The 24,967-nt window shown below is 48.4% G+C and carries 17 protein-coding genes and 2 pseudogenes; 15 read left to right on the top strand and 4 right to left on the bottom strand.

The window, feature by feature from the left end; translation table 11 throughout:
• Positions 1 to 10: 10 nt before the first annotated feature.
• Both GQR96_RS16535 and yegD read right to left on the bottom strand, forming a co-directional pair.
• Positions 11 to 1,867 carry a sensor histidine kinase gene (locus tag GQR96_RS16535; RefSeq protein ID WP_069734089.1) on the bottom strand — a complete coding sequence of 619 codons (1,857 nt, stop codon included), beginning with the start codon at positions 1,865 to 1,867 and terminating at the stop codon, positions 11 to 13.
• Between the two features lie 288 nt (positions 1,868 to 2,155).
• On the bottom strand, positions 2,156 to 3,508 hold the full coding sequence (yegD, locus tag GQR96_RS16530; RefSeq protein ID WP_065697572.1) for a molecular chaperone: 1,353 nt from the start codon (positions 3,506 to 3,508) through the stop codon (positions 2,156 to 2,158).
• A 137-nt stretch (positions 3,509 to 3,645) separates the two neighbouring features.
• Here yegD and alkA point away from each other — a divergent pair, with 137 nt between their 5' ends.
• The 4 genes from alkA (at position 3,646) to asmA (ending at position 7,800) form a co-directional block, all read left to right on the top strand.
• Entirely contained in the window at positions 3,646 to 4,494 is an 849-nt protein-coding gene (gene alkA / locus GQR96_RS16525) for a DNA-3-methyladenine glycosylase 2 (RefSeq protein WP_069135512.1), read from the top strand.
• 114 nt (positions 4,495 to 4,608) lie between these two features.
• On the top strand, positions 4,609 to 5,250 hold the full coding sequence (gene udk / locus GQR96_RS16520; RefSeq protein ID WP_002912442.1) for a uridine kinase: 642 nt from the start codon (positions 4,609 to 4,611) through the stop codon (positions 5,248 to 5,250).
• Positions 5,251 to 5,340: 90 nt separating this feature from the next.
• The gene (gene dcd, locus GQR96_RS16515) at positions 5,341 to 5,922 is read left to right on the top strand and encodes a dCTP deaminase (RefSeq protein ID WP_069135513.1); all 582 of its coding nucleotides are present in this window, start codon (positions 5,341 to 5,343) and stop codon (positions 5,920 to 5,922) included.
• 30 nt (positions 5,923 to 5,952) lie between these two features.
• The gene (gene asmA, locus GQR96_RS16510) at positions 5,953 to 7,800 is read left to right on the top strand and encodes an outer membrane assembly protein AsmA (RefSeq protein ID WP_069135514.1); all 1,848 of its coding nucleotides are present in this window, start codon (positions 5,953 to 5,955) and stop codon (positions 7,798 to 7,800) included.
• A 414-nt stretch (positions 7,801 to 8,214) separates the two neighbouring features.
• Here asmA and GQR96_RS16505 read toward each other — a convergent pair whose 3' ends face one another.
• Entirely contained in the window at positions 8,215 to 9,798 is a 1,584-nt protein-coding gene (locus GQR96_RS16505; protein ID WP_069135515.1) for a TerC family protein, read from the bottom strand.
• Positions 9,799 to 10,555: 757 nt separating this feature from the next.
• Between GQR96_RS16505 and galF the strand changes: the two are divergent.
• Positions 10,556 to 11,529 (top strand): annotated as a pseudogene (gene galF / locus GQR96_RS16500) (GalU regulator GalF).
• Positions 11,530 to 11,844: 315 nt separating this feature from the next.
• Positions 11,845 to 12,474, top strand: a complete 630-nt coding sequence (locus GQR96_RS16495) for a phosphatase PAP2 family protein (RefSeq protein ID WP_069734090.1) — start codon at positions 11,845 to 11,847, stop codon at positions 12,472 to 12,474.
• Positions 12,475 to 13,017: 543 nt separating this feature from the next.
• Here GQR96_RS16495 and GQR96_RS16490 read toward each other — a convergent pair.
• A pseudogene (locus tag GQR96_RS16490) lies at positions 13,018 to 13,144 on the bottom strand (hypothetical protein).
• Between the two features lie 288 nt (positions 13,145 to 13,432).
• On the opposite strand from GQR96_RS16490, the gene GQR96_RS16485 reads away from it, so the two are divergent.
• The 9 genes from GQR96_RS16485 (at position 13,433) to GQR96_RS16445 (ending at position 24,942) form a co-directional block, all read left to right on the top strand.
• Complete coding sequence (locus GQR96_RS16485) at positions 13,433 to 14,866, top strand: capsule assembly Wzi family protein (RefSeq protein ID WP_069734091.1); 1,434 nt, start codon at positions 13,433 to 13,435, stop codon at positions 14,864 to 14,866.
• Between the two features lie 145 nt (positions 14,867 to 15,011).
• Positions 15,012 to 16,145 (top strand): polysaccharide export protein, encoded by a 1,134-nt coding sequence (locus GQR96_RS16480; RefSeq protein WP_069734092.1) that lies wholly within the window; start codon positions 15,012 to 15,014, stop codon positions 16,143 to 16,145.
• Between the two features lie 5 nt (positions 16,146 to 16,150).
• On the top strand, positions 16,151 to 16,585 hold the full coding sequence (locus GQR96_RS16475; protein ID WP_069734093.1) for an arsenate reductase/protein-tyrosine-phosphatase family protein: 435 nt from the start codon (positions 16,151 to 16,153) through the stop codon (positions 16,583 to 16,585).
• 15 nt (positions 16,586 to 16,600) lie between these two features.
• The gene (locus GQR96_RS16470) at positions 16,601 to 18,760 is read left to right on the top strand and encodes a polysaccharide biosynthesis tyrosine autokinase (protein ID WP_069734094.1); all 2,160 of its coding nucleotides are present in this window, start codon (positions 16,601 to 16,603) and stop codon (positions 18,758 to 18,760) included.
• Between the two features lie 49 nt (positions 18,761 to 18,809).
• Positions 18,810 to 19,718: a glycosyltransferase family 2 protein gene (locus GQR96_RS16465; RefSeq protein WP_069734095.1), complete on the top strand. Its 909-nt coding sequence runs from the start codon at positions 18,810 to 18,812 to the stop codon at positions 19,716 to 19,718.
• A 58-nt stretch (positions 19,719 to 19,776) separates the two neighbouring features.
• The gene (gene wcaJ / locus GQR96_RS16460; RefSeq protein WP_085845949.1) at positions 19,777 to 21,183 is read left to right on the top strand and encodes an undecaprenyl-phosphate glucose phosphotransferase; all 1,407 of its coding nucleotides are present in this window, start codon (positions 19,777 to 19,779) and stop codon (positions 21,181 to 21,183) included.
• A 93-nt stretch (positions 21,184 to 21,276) separates the two neighbouring features.
• Positions 21,277 to 22,092 carry a glycosyltransferase domain-containing protein gene (locus tag GQR96_RS16455; RefSeq protein WP_069734097.1) on the top strand — a complete coding sequence of 272 codons (816 nt, stop codon included), beginning with the start codon at positions 21,277 to 21,279 and terminating at the stop codon, positions 22,090 to 22,092.
• 1,000 nt (positions 22,093 to 23,092) lie between these two features.
• The gene (locus tag GQR96_RS16450) at positions 23,093 to 23,896 is read left to right on the top strand and encodes a glycosyltransferase family 2 protein (protein WP_135728744.1); all 804 of its coding nucleotides are present in this window, start codon (positions 23,093 to 23,095) and stop codon (positions 23,894 to 23,896) included.
• Complete coding sequence (locus GQR96_RS16445) at positions 23,893 to 24,942, top strand: glycosyltransferase (protein ID WP_069734100.1); 1,050 nt, start codon at positions 23,893 to 23,895, stop codon at positions 24,940 to 24,942. The genes GQR96_RS16450 and GQR96_RS16445 overlap by 4 nt, the downstream gene beginning before the upstream one ends.
• The last annotated feature ends 25 nt before the right edge of the window (positions 24,943 to 24,967 follow it).

Here is a 24,967-nt window from a genome sequence, read left to right as displayed (position 1 = left end):
CGTTCTCCTCTTAAGCAACCGTGGGGAGGGTGAGAATAAAGGTGCAGCCGTCCGGGCCATGCTCGGCCAGCCACAGTTTGCCATCATGAGCCTGCACGATCTGACGCGCAACATACAGTCCGAGACCGGTGCCGCCCGGCACCGGCGACGTATGTTCCCCGCGGCGATAGCGCTCAAAGATCAGTTCCGCCTGTCCGGCGGGGAGCCCAGGACCGTAGTCGCGAATGCGCAGCTCTGTTTGCCCGGCATCAGCGTGAATATCGATGGTGATTTCGCCCGGCGGCGAATACTTGACCGCGTTATCCAGCAGGTTAGCGATGGCGATGCACAGCAGGCCGGCATCGGCCTGCAGCTGGGGGCTTTCCACCGCGCCGTGATGGCGGATGTTCAGGTAGTGATCATGGGAGATGGCCACCACCGAGGCGGCCATGTTGATCACCGCCAGCAGGGCGGTCTGCTGGCGGTCGACGTGCAGATCGTGGGAGGCGAGGCGCGCGTCGGCGAGGCAGTTATCGGTGAGCTGTACCAGACGGGTGGCGGCGCGGCCGATGCGATCGAAGCGCGCCTCCTGGCTGGCGGAAGCTGCCGAGAGGCGGAGATTCTCCAGCGCCGCCTGGATCACCGCCAGCGGGGTGCGGAATTCGTGCGCCACCATGCCCATAAACTGCCGCTGGTGGAAGCTGGCCTCGCGCTCAATCTGCAGCTCGCGCGCCAGGCGCTGCTTCTGCTCCAGCTGGCGGTTTTCAGCCCGCACCCGCAGGATGGCAATGATCAGCACCGTAATAATGTGGACGATCAGCGCGTACTGCCAGAGGGAATAGATCGCCATATGGAATGGAATAATCCCATGGATCGACAGCTGCACCAACACCGCGGCGGCGACATAGAACGGCGGCAGGAGCCCCAGCAGGAGGGTGTTGCGGTCGATAGCTTTTTTGCGCCACAGCCACCAGGAGGTGAACAGCAGCACCGGGGTGATAATGATAAAGATCACTCCTTCAATCTGCATCGCGAGGCCGTAAAAACCCAGCGGAATACTGACCTGCAGCAGCAGGTTGAGCACCACAGCGGCGATCAGCAGCCGGTAAAGCCGCGGCATATTTTTCTTTAAATCGAATATCTCACTGTGCAGCCAGAGGGCGGTGGCATAGCTGAACAGCGAGAGGCTACTGATCATAAAATCCTGGAAGGGCAGCGCGGCGTGGCCGAAGAACCACTCCGGGAAGCCGTGCAGGGCAGCCACCAGCGGATAATTGAGCGAGAAGAAGCAGATGCCCCATAGCAGACGCCGGCGCAGGGCCAGGGCCAGCCACAGCGCCACGCCGCTGGCGACCGCCGCGAGACCAAAATAGAAGCTCCAGAAGGCGGTGTCGGCGGCGGCCCGTTGCACGTAGGCCTGCGGCGAAGAGAGCGAGGCCAGCAGGATCAGAGTGCTGGTGCTCTGCAGGCGAAAGACTATCTCATAGCCGGCGGCGGTCGGCGGCGGAGGGAGGATCAGCACGCTTTCCCGATAGTGAAGATCGCTCTCGCGGGCCGGGTCGCGGTCGCCAAAGGTACGCGCTGTCCACGGGGCATCGCTACCCAACGGCCGGTAATAGAGAGTCAGGTGGTCGACGAAAGAGGGGCCAATCTGCAGCCAGCGCGACTCGCCGGCAAACCAATCACCCGGCAGCTCGCTGCGCAGCCACAGGGTTTTGCGTGAATAGCCGAAGGAGGGGATTTGCCGGGTGGTGGCGAGCTGGTCCACGGGCAGGTCGGCAAAGCGATCGATGGTCATCTGGCCGCTGTCGTCCGCGTACCATTCGACGGGGATATCCGTCCCCAGTTGTCGGGGCGCCGCCTGCGCCTGCGGAGCGATCAGCAGCAAGAGCAATCCACAGCTGACCAGCCAGCCTGCCAGGAATCGCGGCCGGCAACGCCGGACCGCTGCGAAGATCGCAGACACCCTTTTCAATCACGCCCCCTTGCGGCATGGAAAGATTACTGACCGCAGACGACTGGCTACGGTATGGATAATACGCCCCCGGAAGCGGAGGAAAGTGGACTGGCCTGTCCGGAAGAACAGGCCATTTTGCGTGGGAGACCAGGAATATTCCAGCGTAATCTGCAGCGCCACGATCAGGACAGACCTGCTGCGCGGCAGCGCCGGGGGGGACTAGCGGAAAACCACCTGCGCCCAGCGGGCCAGCCCGGCGGTTACCGAGCCAAAATCATCGCCACCGGCCAGCGGAATACCGGGCAGCCGGGCCGCCAGCGCCTTTTTGATCAGCGGCGAGCGGGCGCTACCGCCGGTAAGATAGATCACATCCGGGGTGGTCTGGCTGCTGTCGAGGGCGAGCTGCACCTGCTCCATAATGCGGGCCAGAGGCTGATCCAGCGCCGCTTCCAGACCCTGCTGAGCGATATCGGTAGCCAGCTCGTCCTGAATAAACGGCAGCGCGGTCTCAACGCGGGCGGCGCTGGAGAGGGCGATTTTGCTCTCTTCGGCGCTGCGCACCAGGCGATAGCTCAGACGCTGACGCCAGACCTTCAGCAGCAGGGCCACCTTATCGGCATCCCGGGCGCTGCGCAGCAGATCGTTCAGCAGTCGGCCATTGGCGGTACTGTAGAAATCGCTCTGCGCCGGGACGTCGTTGATCGCCACCGCATTCCACCACGGGAGGATCGGCAGCGCGGTGCCTTTCTCCGTTTCGCCGCCCATGCCGAGAAGGGGCATCAGGCATTTAAAGGCCAGGGCAATGTCGAGGTCGTTACCGCCGACGCGGCAGCCGCTGTGGCCGAGCAGGCTCTGCTGGCGGTCGGCGCGCTCCCGCCACTGCGGACCCATCAGCAGCAGAGAACAGTCGGTGGTGCCGCCGCCGATATCGACGACCAGCACCCTCTTCTCTTCATTGAGGGTAGCTTCGAAATCCAGGCCGGCGGCCACCGGTTCAAACTGGAAGACCACGTCGCGGAAACCGGCGCGGAGGGCTGCCCGCTCAAGGATCCCCTGCGCCTGGGCGTTGGCGTCGTCGCCGCCGAGGCCCTGGAAGTTAATCGGTCGGCCAATCACCGCCTGGTCAATCTGCTCGGGCAGCTGGCTTTCCGCCTGCAGTTTGATGTGCAGCATCATGGCGCAGACCAGGTCTTCAAACAGGGCCACCTGCTGCGGCTTGAGGCCGCTGGCGCCGAGGAAGGACTTTGGCGATTTAACGAAGTAGACCTCTTGCGGATCTTCAACATATTGATGCAGTGAGGCGAGGCCGAACTGCACGCTGTTGCGCAGCACCTCGATGTCTTCGTCGCGGTTGGCGGCAATCGCCCGGCGCAGCAGCGCCTGGTTTTCGTCGCTGTGGGTAGGCACATCGTGATGGCGATAGAGCCACTCACTGACCGCTTCGCGCGTCGGCGCGCAGAGCATCGAGGGCAATAGGGCGCTGCCGTTTTCCAGCGTCAACAGCTGGGGCTTGTTTTCCCGCATCACGGCCACCGAACAGTTGGCGGTGCCGTAGTCAAAACCAATAAACATCGTCTGCAAAATCCCCATGCCGGTGAAGAAGGGGGGCGACTTTAGCGGATCGCCGTCATGCCGACAACCGGAATTTAAAAGCAAGGCGCTGACGGTGAAGGGCGACTATCATTGAAACGCTATATAAAGGAGAGCTTATGGTGTTGTTACCCTGGACCCCGCCTTACGACTGGGCGTGGATGGTTGGTTTTCTGCAGGCGCGTGCGGTCGCTGGCGTCGAGCGTTTTCATGACGGCGGCTACAGCCGCAGCTTTCGCGTAGCAGGCCACGGCGGGCTGATTCATCTGGCGCCGGACGAGGAGGCGCAGGGCCTGCGGGTGACGCTCTCCCCGGGGCTGCAGCCGGTGGCTGAGATCTGCTATGCGCGAATTGGCCAGCTGTTCGATCTGGCCTGCGACCCGCAGCAGGTCGCTCGCACGCTTGGCGACCTGGCGCAGGCGCGACCGGGGCTGCGCCTGCCCGGGGCGCTGGACGCTTTCGAACAGGCGGTGCGCGCGGTGCTCGGCCAGCTGGTGAGCGTGGCGATGGCCGCCCGGCTCACCGGCAAAGTGGTGGCCGGCTGGGGCGAACCGCTGGCGGACGCCCCCGGCTATGTCTTATTCCCGACGCCGGAGGCGCTCTCCCGGGCCGATCCGCAGGGGCTGAAGGCGCTGGGGATGCCGCTTCGCCGCGCGGAGGCGCTGATCCACCTCTCCCGGGCGGCGCTCAGCGGCGAGCTGCCCCTGACGGCACCGGCGGATATCGACGCCGGGCTGCGTCAGCTGCAGACTCTGCCCGGGATTGGCCGCTGGACGGCAAACTACTTTGCCCTGCGCGGCTGGCAGGCGAAGGATATCTTTTTGCCGGACGACTACCTGATTAAACAGCGCTTTCCGGGAATGACGCCAGCCGCCATCGCCCGCTATGCCCGCCGCTGGCAGCCGATGCGATCTTATGCGCTGTTGCATATCTGGTATACCGATGACTGGGCGCCGGCGGCGGAATAGCCGTCCGGGGCGCATACCACTGGTATCGGGACGCTGAAATCCCTATAATTGCCGCGTTTGGCGGTCCGCCGCCACCCTCCATCTCTATCCAGGTTAATCAGGTCGCAAAAATTTATGACTGATATGTCCCATCAGTGCGTCATTGTAGGTATCGCCGGCGCATCGGCTTCTGGCAAAAGTCTTATTGCCAGTACTCTCTATCGCGAATTGCGTGAACAAGTTGGCGACGAACATATTGGCGTCATTCCGGAAGACAGCTATTACAAAGATCAAAGTCATCTGTCGATGGAAGAGCGCGTCAAAACCAACTATGACCACCCGAGCTCAATGGACCACAGTCTGTTGTTCCAGCACCTGCAGATGCTGAAAAGCGGCCAGCCGATTGAACTGCCGGTCTACAGCTACGTCGAGCATACCCGCACGCCGAACACCATTCACGTCGAGCCGAAGAAGGTGATTATTCTTGAAGGGATCCTGCTGCTGACCGACGCGCGTCTGCGTAACGAGCTCAACTTCTCTATTTTCGTCGACACCCCGCTCGATATTTGCCTGATGCGCCGCATTAAGCGCGACGTAAACGAGCGCGGCCGCTCCATGGACTCGGTGATGGCCCAGTATCAGAAAACCGTGCGCCCGATGTTCCTGCAGTTTATTGAACCGTCGAAGCAGTATGCCGACATCATCGTGCCGCGCGGCGGCAAAAACCGCATCGCGATTGATATTCTGAAGGCCAAAATCAGTCAGTTCTTTGAATAACCTGGCCGAATTGTGTAACGTGCAAAGAGTAGCCCTGTTGCCCTCTCCGCCGCGAAGCGTGCGGGAAGCAGCCTTATAAGGAGAAAGCCCATGCGTCTGTGTGACCGAGATATCGAAGCCTGGTTGGATGAAGGGCGACTGGCCATCAATCCGCGCCCGCCCATTGAGCGGATTAATGGCGCGACGGTTGATGTACGGCTGGGTAATAAATTCCGCACCTTCCGCGGCCACACGGCGCCGTTTATCGATTTAAGCGGCCCGAAGGCCGAGGTCAGCGCCGCGCTGGACCGCGTGATGAGCGAAGAGATCGTTCTGCCGGAAGGGGAGGCCTTTTTCCTGCATCCGGGCGAACTGGCGCTGGCGGTGACCTACGAGTCGGTCACCCTGCCTGCCGACCTTGTGGGCTGGCTCGACGGTCGCTCCTCGCTGGCGCGCCTGGGGCTGATGGTGCACGTGACCGCGCACCGCATCGACCCGGGCTGGTCCGGCTGCATCGTGCTTGAGTTCTACAACTCCGGCAAACTGCCGCTGGCGCTGCGCCCGGGGATGCCCATCGGCGCGCTGAGCTTTGAACCCTTATCGGGCCCGGCGGCGCGGCCATATAACCGCCGTGAAGACGCCAAATATCGCGACCAACAGGGCGCGGTGGCGAGCCGAATCGACAAGGATTGATAACGTCAACGGGGTGTTGCTGAGGGTGCCATGAGACGAATACTGACAACGCTGATGATCCTGCTGGCGGTCATTGTCGCCGGGCTTACCTCGTTGGTATTGCTGGTCAATCCCAACGATTTTCGCGCCTATATGGTGCATCAGGTGGCAGAGCGCAGCGGTTATCAGCTTGAACTCGATGGCCCGTTGCGCTGGCACGTCTGGCCGCAGCTCAGCATTCTCAGCGGACGCATGACGCTGACCGCCCGAGGCGCCGAAGAGCCGGTGATCCGCGCCGACAACATGCGCCTCGACGTGGCGCTGTTGCCGCTGCTTTCGCACCAGCTGCAGGTGAAGCAGGTGATGCTCAAGGGGGCGGTGATCCAGCTGACCCCGAAAACCGAGGCGGTTCGCGACAGCGCCGCGCCGGTGGTGCCGCATGACAACACCCTGCCGCTGGCTCCGGAGGACCGCGGATGGTCGTACGACGTGCGCCAGCTGCAGGTGGCCGACAGCGTGCTCTTCTTCCAGCATGAGAACGGCGAGCAGGTGACCGTGCGCGACATCCGCCTGCAGATGGAGCAGGATGAGAACCACCGGGCCACCGTCGATTTCTCCGGCCGCGTCAACCGCGACCAGCGCGACCTGGCGCTGAGCTTCTCCGCCACCGTGCAGGGTGGCGACTATCCGCACTCGTTAAAAGCCGACTTTAGCCAGCTCAGCTGGCAGCTGCGCGGCGCCGAGCTGCCCCCCGACGGCATCAATGGTCAGGGGAGCCTGCAGGCCAGCTGGCAGGAAGATAGCAAGACGCTGCGCTTTGATAATCTGAACCTGATGGCCAGCGGCAGCACCCTCACCGGCAACGGCAGCGTGGTGCTGGGAGACCGCCCGGACTGGTCATTGGATCTGCATGCCACCACCCTGAATCTCGACAGTCTGCTGGCATCCTCTTCGCCGGCGATCGACAGCAGCGCCAGCCAGCAGGGCCAGAGCCAGACGCGACCGCTGCGTCCGGTGATCGCCGACAGCGATGAGCGCGAAGATTATCAGAGCCTGCGCGGTTTTAACGGCCGGATGGCCCTGAGCGCCGACCAGCTGCAGTGGCGCGGCCTGAACTTCACCCAGGTGCAGAGCGAAATCAGCAATCAGCAGGGGCTGCTGACGGTCAGCAAAATGCAGGGCACCCTCGACGGCGGCCAGCTCTCCCTCCCCGGGACCCTTGATGCCCGCGGCGACACGCCGCAGGCGACGTTCCAGCCGGCGCTGCAGAACGTGGAGATTGGTTCGCTGATCAAAGCCTTCAACTATTCATTAAGCCTGACCGGCAAGCTGTCACTGACCGGCGAGTTTTCCGGAACGCGCATTGACGCAGATGATTTCCGCCGTCACTGGCAGGGCCAGGCGCAGCTCCAGATGACCGATACCCGAACCGAAGGACTTAACTTCCAGCAGCTGGTGCAACAGGCCGTGGAGCGCAGCACCAACGTGCGGGCGCAGGAAAACTATGACAATGCCACCCGCCTGGATGCCGTGAGCAGCCAGCTGACGCTGGATAACGGGCTGGTGACGCTGAACCGCCTGCAGGGGCAGTCCGATGTGATGGCGATGACCGGCGAAGGTCAGCTCGATCTGCAGAAAGAGAACTGCGATATGCGCTTTAACGTGCGCGTGCTCGGCGGCTGGAAAGGCGAGGGCAAACTTATCGACCGCCTGAAACAGACCGCCATCCCGCTGCGCATCTATGGCGACTGGCAGTCGCTGAGCTACAGCCTGCAGGTCGACCAGATCCTGCGCAAACAGCTGCAGGATGAAGCGAAGCAGCGCCTCAACGACTGGGTCGAACGTAATAAAGGCAGCAAAGAGAGCAAAGACGCCAAAAAGCTGCTCGATAAGCTGTAATCGTCCAGACCATCAGCCCGGGACTTCCGGGCTGTGTCATTGCCGTCAAAGGGTGATGTCATATTGGTGCCGGGCGGCGGCTACGCCTGACTCGGCCAGGGTTGTGCGATAGGGGGAATTCCCCGGTTTGTGTCGCCCTCCCGTAGGCCTGATAAGCGAAGCGCCATCAGGCAGTGTGGCGGCTGTAGAGCATCAATTCCCTGTGATGTGAGCATGTCGTCAAAGTGTGATGTCACGTTAATGTCGGGCGGCGGCTACGCCTGATCCGGCCAGGATTGTGCGGTGGGGGAGTCCCCCGGTTTGTGTCGCCATTCCGTAGGCCTGATAAGCGAAGCGCCATCAGGCAATAAACAGGGTACCTGGCTATCAATTCTACGGCCCGGGATACCCCGGGCCGTTATTTATCCCTTAGGATTACACCTCATAATCCAGCTCATCCTGCTTTACCGGCGGGACGATCTGCACCTTTTGCACCCGATGGCTGTCGACCTGAAGCGTGCTCAGGGTATAACCGTCAATCTCAATGGTTTCCCCCACCTGCGGCACATGCTGCAGATACTCCATCAGCAGACCGGCAACGGTGTGGTACTCACGCTTATCATCCAGCGGCAGCGGAACGTACTGCACCAGATCCTCCAGCGGCATATGGCCGTTAACTGTCCACGAACCGTCCTGATGATGCTGAATATCATGTCGGGCGTCGATCTCCTCCACCTCGTTGGGCAGATTGCCGGCGATAGTCTCCATCACGTCGCTCAGGGTCACAATCCCCTCGACGGAGCCAAACTCGTCCACCACAAAGGCAAAGTGGGTGCGGGCCTGACGGAACTGCTCGAGCGCGGAGAGGAGCGGCAGCCCCTCAGGAAAGACCAGCGGTTGGCGCACCAGCGCCTGCAGATCCAGCGGCTCCTGGCGCAGGGACTGCTGGAGCAGGTCGATAACATGCACCACTCCCAGCAGGTCTTCATTATCTTTCCCGCCGGTCACCACCAGGCGGGTATGCTGATTTTTTTCCACCAGGCTGCGGATCTCTTCCTCCGGCGCACTGAGGTTGATGCGCTCGATATCATGGCGGGAGGTCATAATACTGCTGACGCTGCGCTGATTCAGGTTCAGCACCCGCTCAATCATCAAGCGTTCCTGCGGATTAAACAGTGGATGATGATCCTGATCGGCGACTAGTGACGCTGTGTCAGCATCCAGTTCAGCTTTTTCTTTCTGACCGCTCAGCAGGCTCATCACCGCCTCGGTGGTGCGCTGACGCAGCGTCATATTGGCGGAAAGAAAGCGACGGCGGTTAAACAGCGCCAGCTGGTTAAGGGCTTCAATCATCACCGAGAAGCCAATTGCCGCATATAAATAGCCTTTCGGAATAATAAAGCTGAAGCCTTCAGCAATCAGGCTGAAGCCGATCATCAGCAGGAAGCTAAGACAGAGGATCACGATGGTTGGATGGCTGTTAACAAAGCGCGTCAGCGCCTTGCTGGCCATCAGCATCAGGCTGATGGCGATAACCACGGCGGCCATCATCACCGCCAGGTGATCGACCATGCCGACGGCGGTGATCACCGAGTCGAGGGAGAAAATGGCGTCGAGCACCACGATCTGCGCCACCACGGCCCAGAATTTCGCCCCTTTGCGCTGGGTGGGGTTATCGCTGTCTTTCCCCTCCAGCCGCTCATTAAGCTCAACGGTCGCTTTGAACAGCAGGAATAAGCCGCCAAACAGCATGATTAAATCGCGGGCGCTAAAGCTGAAGTCGCGAAAAGCAATTAACGGTTTGGTCAGGGTGACCAGCCAGGAGATAGAGGCCAGCAGCAGGAGACGCATGACCATCGCCAGCATCAGACCAGTGATCCGCGCGCGGTCGCGCTGGGCGGGCGGGAGCTTTTCGGCGAGGATAGCGATAAAGACCAGGTTATCGATGCCCAACACCAGTTCGATAACCACCAGCGTGACGAGACCTGCCCAGATTGACGGATCGGCAATCCATTCCATATGTATTAAAACCTGTACGACTGCGGTATGTGTTACCACGATCATGGATAAGATGAGTCTAAAATGCAATAACGACGCGGATATCGCCCTGCCATGGATGGATATATTTCCAGCACATAAAGCGAACCGATAAGAATTATGTTCCGGTAAAGAACAGTGAAAAAATAACACCATGGCGACTGCTCTGGAATAAGCGAGACGGTATAAGAACTTTTCGGCTGCGTATCAGCGAGGGCGGTAAAAGGGCTTCATCCCACGGTTCGTTACGGCGAGCATTGATGCGCACAGGAGAAACGAAGCGCGAAGCCCGCTCACAAAACCGGCAAAATTCATATTATGAAGTGAGCGCAGAATAGGGCAGATCGCAGCTCATAGACGCGGAATTGCGGTAATATGTCACCATATCTGGCTGTTTATGCTGAAATATATTGTCTGGCGAAATTTATTATCTATATCTATTCTTTCCGGGCACAGGCGCGGCGTGGCGGGTCCGGCGCCCCGGAAAGCCCGCCTGGCGCGCCTCTCCGCCACATGGCGCGGTGCAGGAAACGAGCCGCTGAATAACCTGAACGAAAATAAGATTATTCTCAGCTCTAACTGTTGGTAAATGGAAGTTGTGTGTATTCTTTTACGTGACAGTGAATTTAAGAATTTGGCGGGCAGATGCCCGGGCAGTATCCGTGTATTATCAGTTTCAATGGATTTGTGACATGTACAATTTTGCATAACTGCGTGTTTTGCAACCAAACAGGTGAAGATGAATATGGCGAATTTGAAAGCGGTTATTCCGGTCGCAGGACTAGGCATGCATATGCTGCCGGCCACAAAGGCAATTCCAAAGGAGATGCTGCCGATCGTTGATAAGCCAATGATTCAGTACATCGTTGATGAAATCGTCGCCGCCGGGATCAAAGAGATTGTCCTGGTGACGCACTCCTCGAAGAACGCGGTGGAAAACCACTTCGACACCTCCTACGAGCTGGAAGCCCTGCTTGAGCAGCGCGTGAAGCGCCAGCTGCTGGCGGAAGTCCAGGCCATTTGCCCGCCGGGCGTAACTATCATGAACGTGCGCCAGGCGCAGCCGCTAGGTCTCGGCCACTCCATCCTCTGCGCCCGCCCGGTAGTCGGAGACAACCCGTTTGTCGTGGTGCTGCCGGATATCATCCTCGACGGCGGCACTGCGGACCCGCTGCGCTATAACCTAGCCGCCATGGTCGCCCGCTTTAACGAGACCGGCCGCAGCCAGGTGCTGGCAAAACGCATGCCGGGGGATCTCTCCGAATATTCCGTGATTCAGACCAAAGAGCCGATGGTGGCGGAAGGGCAGGTAGCGCGTATCGTTGAGTTTATTGAAAAACCGGACGAGCCGCAGACCCTGGACTCCGACCTGATGGCGGTGGGCCGCTACGTGCTGTCGGCGGATATCTGGGCCGAACTGGAGCGTACCGAACCGGGTGCCTGGGGCCGTATCCAGCTGACCGACGCCATTGCCGAACTGGCGAAAAAGCAGTCTGTTGACGCGATGCTGATGACCGGCGAAAGTTATGACTGCGGTAAGAAAATGGGCTACATGCAGGCCTTCGTCACCTACGGAATGCGTAACCTGAAAGAAGGTGCCAAATTCCGCGAAAGCATTAAAAAACTGCTGGCCTGACCGCTGGCGTAAAGATGAGCGGCAGGGCAGAACCTTTCGCCACGCCGCTCATAACGTTATGCAGAAATTATTCATAACGTGAATGTTATAACGATTGTAAAGAAACGTATGGCTTCGGAGACTTCTGGTAGTTTGTCTCTGGCCTCTGTGGTGCAATGGTCGGAGTAGCGGCAATAATGCTTTGCGAATAGTCACTTAGTGCGACAATTCCTAAAGTGCAGGGTAAGCGGTTAACGTCAGCCAAAAATAAAACTTGACTGCGATCATGTTTCCGCTTTAAACATCTCACTTGCATGCATAAAAATGTGAAATGAATTGGCATGCGAGCTGGTACAGACATTACGGATAATCCCTGAGCACGGCAGTGGACATCATCGAAGGATCACAGGTATATGAACTGGCAACTCATCTCATTTTTTGGCGATAGCACCGTTTTGCTGCCCAGCGCAGCGGCGCTGTTTATTGTCCTGATGCTGCGTAAAACGTCGCGGTTGCTGGCGTGGCAGTGGAGTTTGCTGTTCGGCATCACCGGCGCTATCGTCTGCGCCTCTAAACTGGCCTTTATGGGCTGGGGGCTGGGTATTCGCGAGCTGGATTACACCGGCTTCAGCGGCCACTCAGCGCTCTCCGCAGCCTTCTGGCCTATCTTCTTATGGCTGCTCAGCGCCCGTTTTTCGGCGGGTGTGCAAAGAGCAGCGGTCGCCACCGGCTATGTTTTAGCCGCAGTGGTGGGGTATTCACGGCTGGTCATCCATGCGCATTCCGTCTCGGAAGTGATAGCTGGCCTGCTGCTGGGCGCTGCCGGCAGCGCTTTGTTCCTGCTGCTGCAAAAACGTACCGCCCGTGCGGATAGCGTGAATATTTCCTGGGGCGGCGCTGTGTGCCTGGTGATGGTCCCGCTTATCCTGTTGCATAGCGGCAATAAGGCGCCAACTCAGTCCCTGCTGGGGCAAATTGCTATTGCGGTAGGCCCGCTGGATAAACCCTTTACCCGCAACGACCTGTACAAGCAGGTCTGGTAATTGCCATTTGTTTTACAGGGGAAATTAAGTTTTTGCTGGTTAATTAGTCAAATAAGAAAATAATCTACTATATGCCGGGCTATTGATAATTCATATTTATGAAATAATGAAGTGCTACTACATTGCTATTGCATATTTGCCTGGATATAGCCGTGTTCAGACGTTTCTTAAATGCGATGAGAAAGAACCTGGAGCACGTCTGCTGAATATTCCGTTACCAGGAAACTATTAGAAATTGTAGTTGACTTAGACGCCATCATCTGATTTTTGAACGACGCGACATTAACGTAAAAGATCTTGTTTTACAGATGGTTAGCTTCATGCTTGATAGGTTAGCAACAACGGGACACTGTCTGGCCGTTTAACTTAGTGAATAATCTTAAGTGTTGACCGCTTATTTTTGCCAATAAAAGAGCAGGCGGTATTAAATGGCAGATATTCGGTAACAAGACTCCCAATTGTGACCGAAATCCCGTAAACTTAACGCCGCAAAAAATAAAGGCCTGACCAATTATTCATCCACAGGTCGATAAAATAAGTCGTTCAGGTAGTCAGTGCGCTGGTAGCTGTGAAGCCAGGGGCGGTAGCGTCGCTGAAGCCGCTTGCTGCTGTACAAAGGCTCCTGTTCAACGGCTGTAAAAATCGACCTAGTAAGGATGAATACCCTCATCAGATATCTATCCATCTTCCACGGATATCCTCAGAAGTTGGTCAGGAGCGGCTGCTAATATCACCTGGACATTAATTTTCCCATCTCATCGATAGCCTGTAGGGTAAAATTCGCCTACATTGTGAGCTGGATGGATGTGATAATGGTTACGAGCAGCTTAGGGTAACTGGTACTTGCCTCGCCGGTGTTGCACAGTGAAGTCAGCTGGTGCCGCGAGCGCTTTCTATCTTGCTATTCCCCTCATTCTCATTGAGATACGACAGCGGGGCTGAAAATGGATCTTGTACAATGATAAAAATTGCGCGCATTGCCGTGACGTTGGGTTTGCTTTCCTCCCTGGGTGCCCAGGCTTACGCGGCCGGGTTAGTGGTAAATGATAACGATCTGCGTAACGACCTTGCCTGGCTTTCCGATCGCGGGGTCATCCATCTAAGCCTGTCGACCTGGCCGCTGAGTCAGGAAGAGATCGCCCGGGCGCTAAAAAAAGCTAAACCGTCCTATTCTTCTGAGCAAGTGGTTCTGGCTCGTATCAACCAGCGACTGTCTGCTTTAAAAGCCGATTTCCGGGTCACCGGCTACACCTCGACCGACCAGCCGGGCACCCCGCAGGGGTTTGGCCAGACGCAGCCAGCAGATAACTCGTTAGGCCTGGCGTTTAACAACAGCGGTGAGTGGTGGGATGTCCACCTGCAGGGTAACGTCGAAGGGGGAGAGCGGATCAGCAACGGATCGCGCTTCAACGCCAACGGCGCCTATGGCGCGGTGAAGTTCTGGAACCAGTGGCTCTCCTTTGGCCAGGTACCGCAGTGGTGGGGGCCGGGCTATGAAGGAAGCCTGATTCGTGGGGATGCCATGCGGCCGATGACCGGCTTTTTGATGCAGAGAGCCGAACAGGCCGCACCAGAGACCTGGTGGCTACGCTGGGTGGGCCCATGGCAGTACCAGATCTCTGCCAGCCAGATGAATCAGTACACTGCTGTCCCACATACTAAAATTATCGGCGGGCGCTTCACCTTCTCACCTTTCCAGTCTTTAGAGTTAGGCGCATCGCGTATTATGCAGTGGGGTGGGGAAGGCCGACCGGAATCCTTCAGCAGCTTCTGGGATGGCTTTACCGGGAAAGACAATACCGGAACGGATAACGAGCCGGGCAACCAGCTTGCCGGATTTGACTTTAAATTCAAACTCGAGCCGACTCTTGGCTGGCCGGTGAGTTTCTACGGACAGATGATCGGTGAGGATGAATCTGGTTACCTGCCATCGGCAAATATGTTCCTCGGTGGGGTCGAAGGACACCACGGCTGGGGTAAGGATGCAGTGAACTGGTATCTGGAAGCGCATGATACTCGTACAAATATGAGCCGGACAGGTTATAGCTACAATCATCACATTTATAAAGATGGTTATTATCAACAGGGCTACCCGCTTGGAGATGCCATGGGGGGGGATGGGCAGTTATTAGCTGGAAAAGTTGAATTAGTGACAGAGAGCGGCCAAAGATGGAGTTCTCGTTTAGTGTATTCAAAAGTAAATCCAGATAACCAATCATTTAATAAAGTCTTCCCGCATTCCGATACTTTGAAAGGCATTCAGCTGGGCTGGAGTGGTGATGTTTACAAGTCTGTTCGTCTGAATACCTCCCTGTGGTACACCAACGCTAACAACAGCGACAGCGATGACGTTGGGGCCAGTGCAGGGATAGAAATACCATTTAGTTTATAAGGCTGAATGCTGAAAATAGGGGAGAGAGGGTGGAAACGCTGCAGGACGCAGTCAAGATTACTCTCTCCACAAGCCGGCAGGGAAGCAATGGCGATGACAGCGGCTCAGGAATTGGCAAATTTTGATTTACTGATGATGTGACATTATGAAGAAAAAAATTGTTAGATTTTCGGCATTAGCGTTAGCGATTGGGTTTTTATCAGGTTGTACCATTATCCCTGGTCAGGGATTAAACAGTCTGCGTAAGAACGTAGTTGAACTACCAGACAGTGACTATGATTTGGATAAATTGGTCAATGTTTATCCGATGACGCCGGGGCTTATTGATCAACTCCGCCCTGCAACTGTTTTGGCACAGCCTAATCCTCAATTAGAGGATTTAATAAGAAATTATGAATACCGCATTGGAATAGGGGATGTTCTGATGGTAACAGTTTGGGATCACCCTGAGCTGACTACTCCAGCAGGGCAGTACCGTAGCGCAAGTGATACAGGTAACTGGGTTAATTCCGATGGTACGATTTTCTATCCTTACATCGGTAAAGTTCATGTGGCAGGTAAAACGCTAAGTCAAGTTCGTCAAGATATTGCAAGTAGACTAACAACTTATATCGAGAGTCCACAGGTTGATGTAAGTGTTGCGGCATTTAGGTCTCAAAAAACATATGTAACTGGTGAAGTTATAAAATCAGGACAGCAACCAATAACGAATATACCTCTCACAGTTATGGATGCTATTAATGCTGCAGGTGGTCTTGCTCCTGATGCTGACTGGCGCAATGTAGTTTTAACTCATAATGGTAAAGACACAAAAGTGTCTTTATATGCCCTTATGCAAAAGGGCGACTTAACTCAGAATCATCTTTTATATCCTGGAGATATACTTTTTGTTCCACGTAACGATGATCTGAAGGTTTTTGTAATGGGTGAAGTTGGTAAGCAAAGCACGCTTAAAATGGATCGTAGCGGCATGACTCTTGCTGAAGCAATTGGTAACGCAGAAGGTATGTCACAAGCCTTCAGTGATGCCACTGGCGTATTTGTTATCAGGCAATTAAAACAAAGTCAAGATGGTAAAATTGCGAATATTTATCAACTTAATGCACAGGATGCATCAGCTATGGTGTTAGGCACAGAGTTTCAACTTCAGCCTTATGACATAGTTTATGTCACCTCCGCTCCAATTGTACGTTGGAATCGTGTCATTTCTCAATTGGTTCCAACAATAACGGGCGTTCATGATTTGACTGAAACGGGTAAATTTATTAGAACCTGGTGAAATTAATGTTTGATTCGATTTTAATAGTATGCACGGGAAATATATGTCGCTCACCGATAGGTGAACGGTACCTAAGAGCCTTATTACCTGAAAAAAAAATTGATTCAGCGGGTACTGGAGCTTTGATAGATCATGAGGCTGATCCAATGGCCGTTAAAATCGCAGAGAAGCATGGCCTTTCTCTAAGCGGGCATAACGGAAAACAATTTACACCCCAATTAGCTAGGAACTATGATTTGATATTGGTTATGGAAAAAAACCATATTGAACAAATTGGTAGATTAGCGCCTGAAGCCAGAGGGAAAACCATGCTATTTGGTCATTGGATAGAGCAAAGAGACATCCCCGATCCCTATCGTAAAAGTGAAGAAGCATTTGCTTCAGTATTCCAACTCATCGAGCAGGCAGGTAAATGCTGGGCCGAAAAACTAGGTGTTTAACTTAGGAATTTTTTCATGTCATCAATTAAAAATAAGCCAGAAGTAAAAGACTCAGAAGATTTTGATATTGGCCGTTTGCTAGGCGAAATTATAGATCATCGCAAATTAATTATTTCCATAACTTCTCTTTTTGCGTTTACTGGGTTGTTATATATACTCTTATCAACTCCTGTATATCAAGCAGATGCATTAATACAGGTCGAGCAGAAACAAGCAAATGCTATTTTGGGTAATTTAAGTCAGATTTTACCTGATAGCCAGCCTCAATCAGCTCCAGAAATAGCGTTGCTGCAGTCGCGAATGATCTTAGGAAAAACGGTTGATGATCTTAATCTCCAGATAAGAGTTGAACAAGAGCATTTTCCAATTATTGGGAAGGGATTGTCACGGTTACTTGGACAAAAGGATGGCACATTAAATATCTCCATATTTTCTCCGGTTGACCAAACAGAAGATATACAAAAGTTTAAATTAACGGTTGAGGAAAATGGAAGTTATGTTATATATGGGGAAAATGTAGAATTAAAAGGTAAGGTTGGTGAAACCTTAGATGAAAATGGTTTTACAGTAAAATTAAGCTCTATACAAGCAGAGCCTGGTACCACATTTACTGTAACTTATGTTTCAAAGTTAAAGGCGATTTCTGATATTCAAGAGTCTTTAACAATTAATGATCAAGGTAAAGATACCGGAATATTAGCTATATCATTAAATGGAACGAACCCTTTCCTAATTAAGGATATTATTAATAGTATAAGCCAAAACTATTTAGCTCAGAATATTGCACGACAAGCAGCCCAAGATGCAAAGAGTCTGGATTTCTTAAACCAGCAACTTCCTAAAGTACGTAGTGATTTAGACGAAGCAGAAAGTAAATTAAATGATTATCGAAGAAAAAATGATTCAGTTGATTTATCTTTAGAAGCTAAGGCTGTATTAGATCAGATAGTAAATGTCGACAATCAATTAAATGAATTGACTTTCAGAGAGTCTGAGATTTCACAGTTATATACCAAAGAACATCCTACTTATAAGGCTCTTTTAGAAAAGAGAAAAACCTTACAGGAAGAAAAAGGTAAACTTAATAAACGAGTTTCAGCAATGCCTGAAACCCAGCAGGAGATATTACGTCTTAGTCGAGATGTTGAATCAGGACGCGCGGTTTACATGCAGTTGCTTAATCGGCAACAGGAACTCAATATCTCTAAGTCTAGCGCTATAGGGAACGTTAGGATTATTGATAATGCTGTAACTCAGCCTAAACCCGTGAAACCCAAAAAAGTTATCACACTGCTGGCAAGTATAATTTTAGGATTATTTGTTGCCGTCGGAGTAGTTCTTTTAAGAGTATTTTTAAGACGGGGCATTGAAACACCTGAGCAACTAGAGGAACTAGGTATAAATGTTTATGCCAGCATTCCAGTATCAGAAACATTCTCGCTCAAAAAAACGGTGAAGAAATCTAAGAGAAATAGCTACAGTGATGCTGAAATATTTCTGGCTTTAGAAAACCCCGCAGACTTAGCTATCGAGGCAATTCGTGGGCTTCGTACTAGCCTCCATTTTGCGATGATGGAAGCTAGGAATAATATATTGATGATTTCTGGTGCAAGCCCGAATGCAGGTAAAACATTCGTAAGTACAAATTTGGCAGCTGTAATTTCACAGACGGGAAAAAAAGTTTTGCTTATTGATACTGACATGCGTAAGGGGTATACGCATAAGTTATTTAATATCAATAACGATCATGGGTTATCAGATTTTCTTTCTGGAAAGAACGATATTAACAAAACTATAAAAACTATCGATGTTGCAGGTTTTGATTTTATACCTAGGGGAATTGTACCACCCAATCCTGCAGAATTGCTTATGCATAAACGATTCGGTGAGTTATTGAAATGGGCTAATGAAAACTATGATCTTGTAATATTAGATACACCTCCTATTTTAGCAGTGACTGATGCCGCAATAATAGGTAATTATAGCGGAACCACTTTGCTTGTCGCTAGATTTGAGCTTAATTCACCAAAAGAAATTGAAGTGAGTATTAAACGTTTTGAGCAAAGCGGAGTACACATTAAAGGTTGTATTCTTAATGGTATGGTCAAAAAAGCTAGCAGTTATTATAGCTATGGCTATAGCCATTATGGGTACTCTTATACCGATAAAAAATAATGGAATGCCGGAATATCCGGCTTTTCAAAATTAAACGGCTTAGGTAAAAATGAAAGCTTATATTGCTATTCCTACATATAATGGTGGTTCAGTCTGGGAAGAATCAGCGAAAAATATCAGCCTATATACTCCTAAAGATACATTGGTACAGGTTATAGACTCTTCAAGTAGAGATAATACTGTTGATATAGCGCTGAATTATGGATTTCAGGTATTAAAGATTGATCCCGCTAATTTCAACCATGGTGGAACACGAAATTTAGCTGTAGAATTACATAAACATGAATTTGATATTGTTATCTTTTTAACTCAAGATGCTATTCCAGAATCAAACTTTTTTGAAAATATAATCTCTGAGTTCCATGATCCATGTGTAGCATGTGCTTTTGGGCGCCAACTACCGCATAAAGATGCAACAGCTATTGCTAAGCATGCGCGTTATTTTAATTATTCGGATAAAAAGTATATCTCTTCTAAAGATAAAATATCTGAAATGGGGATTAAAACAGTATTCTCGTCCAATTCATTTAGTGCTTATAGAATATCAGCATTTATGAATCTAGGTGGGTTTCCTGATAATACTATATTAAGCGAAGATATGTACTTTGCAGCGAAGGCTATAATGGAAGGTTACAAGCTGGCGTATTGTCCTGATGCGACAGTTCGTCATTCTCATAACTATAATAGTATAGAAGAATTCAAAAGGTATTTCGATATTGGTGTGTTTCATACTGATGAATCGTGGATAAGAGATAATTTTGGCGGTGCAGGTGGAGAAGGGCTTCGTTTTATCAGGTCTGAATTTAATTATCTTATTAAAAACAAACCCACTGAAATATTATCTGCTGGCGTCCATAACTTCGCCAAAATTGTAGGGTATAAACTAGGGCAAAACTATAAAAAAATACCGAAAAAATATCTAAAGAATTTGAGTATGCATAAACGATACTGGAGTTAGAACCCTGTTAGGGAATTCTACGCAGAATACCACTTAAAATAAATGATAAGTGAAATTTATGACAAGATTACCTCATCACGTGCGAGCCAAAACAAATGCGTCATTGATATCCATGGTTCAACGTTTTTCAGACATTATAATAATTTTGTTTGGGCTATATTTAGTATTTTATTTAAATGGTAAAGATTATGGATATAATCAAATTTTAGCGAGCATGATTGTTCTTGTCTTATATCAAATGACAGGAGGAATAACAGATTTTTACCGTTCATGGCGTGGAGTAAAATTCTCATCAGAGTTTATTTTAGTTCTTAAAAATTGGACAGTAAGTATTTTATTATCATTAGGAGTTCTTTCATATCTCAATGGATTATGGCTTCCCTTTCAGATTTTTATAGAGTGGTTCATTTTAGTATGCGTTTGCTTGCTTTTTTCACGAATGTCAATACGAGCAGGGGCACGTATAATCAGACATTTAGGTTATAATACAAGAAATGTTGCTATTGCTGGTTCTATGCCTGTCGGTTTAAATCTTGCAAAGAGTTTTATTGAGGAACCATGGTTGGGATTTAAGGTAGTTGGAATTTATGATACCAAAACCTTAGTCGAAGAAGCTGAAGAGTACGGTATTGAATATAAAGGTGATTTTGATGCTTTAGTTCAAGATGCGAGAGCTGGCCACTTGGACCGTATATATATTGCAATGAGCATGAGTGAAGAAGCGAAAATGAGAGGGTTAATCAAATCACTTACTGATACAACATGCTCGGTAATTTTAATACCCGATATTTTCACTTTTAATATATTGCAATCTCGTACAGAAGAGGTCAATGGCGTACCAGTTGTTCCATTATTTGACACCCCTCTTAATGGAATTAATATGGTATTTAAGAGAATGGAGGATATTATTTTATCTTTATTTATTTTACTATTAATTTCGCCATTGCTAATTATTATCTCCTTAGCTGTTAAAATTACATCACCTGGACCAGTCATATTTAGACAGACGCGCTATGGAATGGACGGCAAGCCTATCAAGGTATGGAAGTTTCGTTCAATGGTTGTTATGGAAAACGATACAGAAGTTAAACAGGCAACAAAGGATGATGTTAGAGTTACAGCTGTTGGGAAATTCTTGAGGAGAACTTCTTTAGATGAGTTACCTCAGTTTTTCAATGTGCTGTTTGGGGAGATGTCTATTGTTGGTCCAAGGCCACATGCAGTATCGCACAATGAGCAATACCGAAGCTTAATTGAGGGGTATATGCTTAGACATAAAGTTAAACCAGGAATTACTGGTTGGGCTCAAATTAATGGATGGCGTGGAGAAACTGATACACTAGATAAGATGGAGAAAAGGATTGAGTTTGACTTAGAATATATACGGTCATGGAGTGTATGGCTTGATCTAAAAATCATTATCATGACTATTTTTAAAGGTTTTGTTAATAAATCTGCATATTGATTATATATATCATTACTGGTTTTTAATTCAGAAAAACGATAAATATTCAGTCCATGAATGTATTAATATCGATTGAGTTTAGGGATTAATAGAATGCATACGCAAAAAGAAGATTATATTAAAAACAACATTGTCGTTTACACGGCTCTTTTTGGTGACTACGATGAATTAATCGAAATTCCTGAGGGAATGCATAAGTGTGATTTTATTTGTTTTACTGACCAAGAAATTAAAAATAATAAAGGTTGGAAAGTTATTAAGATAGAAAATAGTAGTGATAGTAATGTCTTGCAAAATAGGAAGTATAAAATTTTACCCCATGTTTATTTGTCTGAGTATGTATATAGTGTATATATCGATTCAAACATTCGATTATTAAGAAGTCCTGAATCTTTAGTAATAAAGTATCTGCAAGATGTTGATATTGCACTTCCAAAACATTTTGAAAGAGACTGCATATATACTGAAAGTGAAATGTGTATATCTAGCGGGAAGGCTATCAAAAAAGAAGTAGAGCTATTGATTAATGAAATAAAAAGTGCTGGTTTTCCAGAGAAATATGGATTGGCTGAAAATAATATAATTATGCGCCGACATAATTCAGAGCGTGTAATTAAACTCATGGAGTCATGGTGGGATATTTTTTCTAAAAACGGATATCCAAAAAGAGATCAGCTTTCATTAATGTATTTATTATGGTTGTTGAAAATAGAATATAAATATATGGATGAGTCATCTCGGAATAATAATTCTTTTTTCAGATTTAAAATGCACAAAAATGCGAGCAACATGCCCATTATAAAAAAAGTTGCATTTTATGTAAGCTCAACGAGGGATCAGAATATGTTGCATAGATTGGCTTTCGAAATAATAAGTATATTGTCAAACATTAAGAAAAAAATCAACTGAACTAGGATTGAAAATGCGGAAGCTACCATGGTACCTCAGTATTTACTTGCTTATAATGTTGACTATCGTTCTATCATGTGTTGTAGGCTTCAAAAATTTTTATATTTGGCGAGATGTCGATACATATTGGGCTTATTATGATTTTGCATATTTCTACAATGTTAGTTATATTTTTTCAAATGTTCAGGACCCAATATTTACTATACTAATTAAACCTTTTGTTCATAGCGGGAGAAACGAAGGTTTTCATTTATTTCTGATTGTTATAGCATTTGTAACTATTGCTCTGAAATTAATTTCAATGTATAAAAGATGCCAGAACTTTTATATTTTTTTGTTGTTGTATTGCTCTTATTTACTATTTCTTCATGATTATGTCCAGATACGAGTTGCATTGGCTCTTGGGGTTTTTGTTCTGGCTTTGTACTGCGCTGATAGTAAAATAATTAAGGCATTATTGTTTGTAGTTGCATGCTTGATACATTTGTCATGTATATTGCTTGTATTATTTTATTATGCATTTAGAATTCTAGGCCCTAAAAAAATTATAAAATTATTGCCTTTTGCTTTAATTATACCGTCCATTGTATTTTCAGGCGTTATTCCCGTAGAACGAATAACAACTTATATAAATATGTTAGGAAATGAAAAGAAATTCGATCAAATAAACTTGCTTTCAACTTTACCAATCCTGCAAATAATAGGATTGTTGATTATTTATTTTTCGAAATCAATAAAAGATTTATCGAATAAGTTCGAATTTAGTATATCTGCACTTGGGGTTATTCTCTTTTATTCACTACATATGATACCTGTTTTTGCGTTCAGATTTTTTGAAATGACTAATTTGTTTTTTATCATTCTTTTATCTGATGGATTTAAAAAATCATTATATCTGAAGTTGGTGTTCGCACTTTATATATTGATTGGTTTGAAAAATAGTTTTTATGGCGAATCTTCATTGTTTAATTTAATTTAATTCAATTTAGCGGGATACTTTGTGAATACCTTAAAATTATCAATTTGTGTAGTTACCTATGAATCGTTAGATATGGTTAAAAAATTCCATACTGAGCTTACAAGAAGCTTAGAGGGATATTCTGAATGGGAGGTTTTATACTTTGATAATTCTAAGTCAGATGAGGTAATTAACTATATAAAATCAGTTAAAACGGATAACGTTACAATCGATTTTGATAAAAGAAACATGGGCTTTTCATATGGAAATAACAGGTTAATTATTAATTGTAAATATGATAATGTGCTGCTTTTAAATCCTGATGTTTTTGATATAACAAATAGCTTTTGGAGCGAATTAAAGTCAAATTACGATAAACAAGATGTATTATTTATTAAGCTTTTGAATGAGGATGGAACATTTCAGGACTGTATTGGTAAATATGCATCATTTTCAAGAGCCTTTGGGGCGAAGGTTAATTATGAAGCAATTAATAAAACTACGCCAATTGAAATGGGGATAATGGCTTTCATGTTAACTTCGAAAAAAGTGCTTGCCCATGTTGGTTTGCTAGACTGCGATTATCCTCTTTATGCTGAAGATATGGATTGGTGTTATAGAGCTAAGAGATTAGGTTACTCAATAATGTATAATCCATGTCTTGTCTTAACCCATACTGGAGGTGGGTCTTCTAGAACTCGTTGGCGTAATAACAAAACACAGCTAAAGAAATATTATGCTGAGGAAATTTTCATTAAAAAACATTATAAGGGATTACATAGGACTGCCATGCTGGTACTCAATTTTGTAAAAAAAATTAATAATAAAATGAGATCTTTTAAATGAGTCAAAATGTTATTTTTCCAATGTTATCCATTTCAAATCATGGTGGTGTAAGAATTTTATTGCAGATAGCAAATAGCATTGCTAATAAAGGTGGTCGTACTAAAATCATATGTCCTAAGGGTACATATGATACTAGGTATAATATTTCTGATAAGGTTGAAATAATTGAAATAGGGCCTGCGATATCTAATAAAATTTGTCGTTGGTTTTACTTTACAATCCTTTTTCCATTTTACGTTAAAAATAACGACACTGTATTTGCTAATTTTTTTGTTACTTTTTATGCTTCGCTTCTTTCCCGAATATTATATAAAAAAATTAAAATCGTATATTTCATTCAAGATATAGAATATGAGTTTTTCAGAGGATTGATTAAAAAAATTGCAAGAAAATTATGCGAGTTTTCGTATACTTATAAAAAAGCAGATATTGTCGCTGCAAACAGATATTTATATGATCAGTTATTAGTTAAAAACGATGCTATTAAATTATTCAATGTTTGGATTGATGAGAAATTTATCACAACTGCTTCTGTTGAAACGCACAGACAATACGACTTGATATATTTTCTTAGACAAGACCCCAGGAAAAGAATTGATAGATTTGATGAGATGCTACCTTTCCTTCATAAAAATAATATTTCTGTTTTATGTGTTACTCAATCTCTTGACTTAGCTGAAAGATACTCTTCGCAACTTTCTGTTTTTATTCCAGAAAATGATCAAGAACTTATTTCATTAATAGATAAATGTAAGCTCTATCTTCTAACTAGTTCGCAAGAGGGGTTTTCATTACCTCCACTGGAATGTATGGCTCGCGGTGTAATCCCTGTTGTTTTTAAATGTGGCGGGCCTGAAATATACATTGAAGATGGCTTGAATGGTTTTATAGTCAATTCAATTGATGAAGCTTCTAAGAGAATTTTTGAGCTGGTCAATAGTTATGATTCCTTATGTGAAATTAAAGATAAAGCGGTCAGAACAGCTAGAAAAATATCTTTTTCAGAAGAGGTAGATGCCTTAGCTAATAGAGTAATACAAATGTAATAGGAGGGTTATATGAAAAGACGTT

Origin of the sequence: Klebsiella sp. PCX, from assembly GCF_021869705.1 — a bacterium.
Taxonomy (GTDB): domain Bacteria; phylum Pseudomonadota; class Gammaproteobacteria; order Enterobacterales; family Enterobacteriaceae; genus Klebsiella; species Klebsiella quasipneumoniae.
This window is presented reverse-complemented; position numbering and strand designations above follow the sequence as displayed.